This window comes from Wolbachia endosymbiont of Nasonia giraulti (assembly GCF_048054155.1).
Lineage (GTDB): Bacteria > Pseudomonadota > Alphaproteobacteria > Rickettsiales > Anaplasmataceae > Wolbachia > Wolbachia pipientis_C.
Genome location: NZ_JAFEVH010000072.1, coordinates 1 through 4,722 on the forward strand (window position 1 = coordinate 1; position 4,722 = coordinate 4,722).

A 4,722-nucleotide genomic window follows, 5' to 3' on the forward strand; every position below is an offset into this window, starting at 1 on the left:
TATTTTAAAGCAGATAATAACCCCAGGGCTTCTTTTGCCTTTTTTTTCATTTGGTAAATTTCTTAAATATTTATAGCTAAACGACAATCGTCATCCCAGCGGGATCTGGAGATACCGCGGCGGTATGACGGTTCGCGACGGCATGACGATAAGGTTTATATCTTGTCATCCCAGTGCTTGACACTGGGATCCAGGAATTTTATTAAGTTGGTGAGCATAAAAATAGCTGTTTTACGTTAAAATACAATGTTTTGATGATTATGGAAAGGCTGGATTCCAGTGTCAAGCACTGGAATGACACCATAGGGGCACTGCCATCATAAAGGAACCAGTGTCGGCTACTCGGATGACATCATAGGGGCGCTGGGATGACACCCTGACAATCGTCATCCCGCTACTTGTTAGCGGGATCTGGAGATACCGTGACGGTATGATGAGGGAGAACAGTTAGCGGATGAGATACCGCGAATGAATCGTGGTATGACGGTTCGCGGTGGCATGATGTAGGACTGCTGTGACACCATTATAGAATGAACCAGTGTCAGCTACTTGCATAGAAAATGTTTATGACTAATTTTTAGATCAAACATGGAATTTCGACAAACTTAACTTTTTTGTGAGATGGTTCAGCAATAATAAATAAATTGAGAGGAAAGGTTACGGCAATGGAAAAGAAAAAGTTTTTTGAAATAATAAATGAGGTAAGCAAGAGTGAAGGTTTAAATGAGAATAATTTACTTGAAAGAATAGGGAATAAGCTAAAAGATGCAGACTCAATAGTATATAGCACTTATAACAATTTGAAGATAGATAAGATGTTCAGTATATTAGATTCAGACAAAATTGTAAATTATATGTTGGTACATCTTGCTGTGGAATGTAACAGTGTACCAATAGTAAAACTCCTACTAGCAAAGGAAGCAAAAGTTAATGAACCAATATATGAACTTGATGAAGCTAAGTCTAAGCTAACTGCTTTGCACATTGCTGCTTTGCATGGTCATCAAGAGATAGTTCAGCTTTTATTGAATAATGACGCAAATCCTTTACTAAAAGATAGTCAAGGCCGAACTCCAAGGGATATTGTCGGCGATGTAGAAGGTAAAAAGGCTATAATAAAAATGTTAGAGGAAGGAGAACAACGTTATGCTGAGACAAGAGCTACGAGAAGACAACCTTATAGACAAGGCACTTTACTGCAGCCTAATAATAAAACTCCAGGAAATTTAGCTTTGAACGGAAATAACGTAACTGCTGCAGTACAAGCATGGGGTGCAAAACATCAGGAAGAGAATAGTAGAATTACACCAAACAACAAAAAAGTCTATGTACAAGATGAGGATGAACAGACTTCTTCAAACTCAATCGTTAATGAAAACAATACAGACAAAGTAGATGATACATTAGAAAAAGAACAGGCTATAAGAGAAAGAGATGCTATGGCGCAAAAGTTGCAAGAGGCAGAACAAAGACTTGCCAATAATCAGAAGCGCATAGAACATAATGACTTGCACAGTCAACATCCAGAGCAGTATACTACATATAATGGGGAACAGATCTTTTTAAATAAAAGTAATAGTGGCGATAGTGGAATATATTTTGATGCAGATGAATCTGAAGCTTTAGGCCAATCTATATTAGAAAATGGAGAAGATATTAATGCACAAGATAAAGATGGCGTGACCCATTTACATTGGGCTATTGCAGATAACAATAAAGAATCAGTGGAACTTTTGGTAAAATGTGGAGCAAAAGTTGATGTACAGGATAAAGATGGACTGACCCCTTTACATTATGCTGCTGCATATGGTTGTGTAGAGATTGCAGAATATCTAGTAGAAGGTGGAGCAAATGTTAATGCACAAGATAAAGTTGAGCATACTCCCTTATATTATGCTCTTGCAAATGACAATAAAAAATTAGCAAAGCTTTTGATAAAGCATGGAGCAGATCGCTCATTGATAAAGGATGAAGACCTAATAGATAGACTAAACAGTATGTGTGATCAGCCATCTGAGGTTGTACCTAGTACCTTTTCTCATTCCAAAACACACAACGCAACGGAAACTCCAGAAAAAGCAGAAAAGGTTGAAAAACGTAAAGCTAAGTTAAAAGAATTACGTACTCAGCTAAAGGATGAGCAGAAAAAGAATGAATTGCTAAAACAAAAAATACAAGATCTAGAAAGTAAAAACACAACGCTTAATAGTGAATTAGAAAAAACAAAAACTAAAACAGACGAAGTACCATTAGAAAAAGCGCAAAAGGAACTAACAGAATTGAAAAGTTATATCACTGGACATGGAGCTAGGCTGGACACACTGGAGAAACTCAATGAAGAGAATGAATCACTAAGACAAGAAATAAAAAATCTAAAAAATGAAAACACAACACTTAAGGGTGAATTAGAAAAAACAAAAACTAAAAAAAACGAAGTACCATTAGAAAAAGCGCAAAAGGAACTAACAGAATTGAGAAATTGTGTCACTGAACATGAGACTAAATTGGAAGTACTGGAGAAACTCAATGAAGAGAATGAATCACTAGAACAAAAAATACAAGATCTAGAAAGTAAAAATACAACACTTAATAGCGAATTAGAAGAAAACGAAAATAAGCATTCTAAAACAAAAGTGTTGTTAGAAAAAGCGCAAAAGGAACTAGCAGAATCAAAAAGTTGCATAGTTGGACATGAGACTAAGTTGAAAGAATTCAATAAAGAGAATGAATCACTAACACAAAAAATAAGAAGTCTGGAGAATGAAAACACACCACTTGATGGTGAACTGGGCAAAACTAAAACAAATGAAGTGTCACTAGAAAAAGTAGGAAAAAGACAATTTTCCCCAAAAGTTGCCTATGCGAGCCTTGCAGCTATGTTAGCAGTAGGTGCTGCTCTTAGTATTGCTTCCGGATTGTCTGCTCTATTAATAGTTGCAGCTTCTGTGGTATCTGCACTGATAGCTGGTGGCATTACATACACAATATCAAAACCCATCGCTGAACCAAAACCTACCACTGAATTGAAAGAAGTGAATATTCAAGATTCAGCACAACGGTGTTTGTAAAATTTAATTTGTACACTTGCTATAGATTCCAGCGCGTGACGCTGGAATGTAGTAAAAAGTATTTGTAAGTTACACAGTAGTGTGAATTTTTTACTTCGGTAGTTTTTCATTGTCATTATAATCATAATAATAGTTGAGTTTAATTGATATGAAAACTTTTACGAAAAATTTTAAAAATAACGAAAAAAAGCTAGAGGAGTTTAATAAGGAAATTGAAGATATAACAACTATAGCTCAAGATAAATTTGCACATGAACTTGAAAATATCGCATATGACAGTGTGCAAAAATTTCGCAGTCTGCTTGCTAAAGAGTTAAACTCCACCTTCAATAATATTCATTCTCAAAATGTCAATCTACTAAAATCCAGCCTAGTTGAATATGCTATAAGTTCAAATTTTATCAACAAAAAAGGAGAAACAGCTTTAATACGTTCTCTTCTTAATATATTCATACGATAAAGCACTCAGAGTTGTTGCTGCGCCAATTTAACTTAATGTTGCATGCAAGCTGCATAGCTAAAGTAAGTAAGATTTGCCCCACGCTGTCACGAGGTAAACCTTACTTATTCTAGCTATATCAAAAAGGAGGGTTATTATGTCAATAAGATCTACTTCACCAAGAATATCTGTGCAACGTAAATCTAAGCCTGAATCTTTTCCAGTTACTTTAGAAGAGGTTAAATCTTTTTTACGCATTGAGAACGACCAGGATGATAAGTTGATTTCAGATCTAATTTTTATGGCAACTGATTACGCTGAATGGCATATGGAAAAGTCACTGGTGAAACAAACATGGCAAGTTTCATATGAAGATTATGTACCTCGTAGGATCTATTTAAGCTATGGCCATGTGAGTAAGATAGTATTGGCTACTGCAATGATGTCTAAAAATCAAGAGAAGAGTACACTTAAGTATTATTTTAGTGATGTAGGGGGCTATGTTGAGTTTTTCAATTGTTTGAATGCAATAAGAGTTGATGTTGTATACGAAGCTGGTTATGACAATGTTCCTGAGCAGATAAAACTAGGTATTATGCGGCATGTTTCTGCTCTTTACAAAAATCGTGAATCGGAGGTAAGTAGCCATTTATCTGAAGTGAAGAAGGTATATTCTCCATTTCGCGAACCAAAGGTTGTTTTGTAGCTCTTTCTGGTCATTCAAACTGGGCTACTACGTCATACCGTTACGGATAGATCTCGCTAACAAGCAGCGGGATGACGAGGTATAAACCTTATCGTCATACCGCCGCGGTATCTCAGCCGCTAACACGTAGCGGAATGACAGCAGTCCTACGTCATACCGTCACGGATAGATCCCGCTAACAAGTAGCGGGATGACGAGGTATAAACCTTATCGTCATACCGCGATTCATTCGCGGTATCTCTTAACATAGATCCCGCTAACAAGCAGCGGGATGACGAGTTTCTATATATCTTTCGAGGGTTAATTATGAAAAAAATTCAAGCTATAAACGAGTTGTACAGTAGCATTTATGAAGCACTAAAAGCAAACTCTGATTTAAGGAAATATGTTACTAACATTTATGACTACTTACCTAAACAGGTCACCATTCCTTACCTGAGATTGTGTGTAGTGAATTATAATAACCTGCATATGCTGTCCAATTTTGCTACAAAGGCAAGATTTTCATG

Annotated in this window: 3 protein-coding genes and 1 pseudogene; all 4 read left to right on the forward strand. The window is 36.2% G+C overall.

Annotated elements, in window-relative coordinates; translation table 11 throughout:
- The first annotated feature begins 665 nt into the window (after window positions 1-665).
- Complete coding sequence (locus tag JR312_RS06035) at window positions 666-3,068, forward strand: ankyrin repeat domain-containing protein (RefSeq protein ID WP_416647959.1); 2,403 nt, start codon at window positions 666-668, stop codon at window positions 3,066-3,068.
- 148 nt (window positions 3,069-3,216) lie between these two features.
- Window positions 3,217-3,528, forward strand: coding sequence for an ECH_0659 family protein (locus tag JR312_RS06040; RefSeq protein WP_015588824.1), 312 nt, complete (start codon window positions 3,217-3,219; stop codon window positions 3,526-3,528).
- Window positions 3,529-3,664: 136 nt separating this feature from the next.
- Complete coding sequence (locus JR312_RS06045; RefSeq protein WP_416647960.1) at window positions 3,665-4,213, forward strand: head-tail connector protein; 549 nt, start codon at window positions 3,665-3,667, stop codon at window positions 4,211-4,213.
- Between the two features lie 306 nt (window positions 4,214-4,519).
- A pseudogene (locus tag JR312_RS06050) lies at window positions 4,520-4,722 on the forward strand (DUF3168 domain-containing protein); the annotation flags it as partial.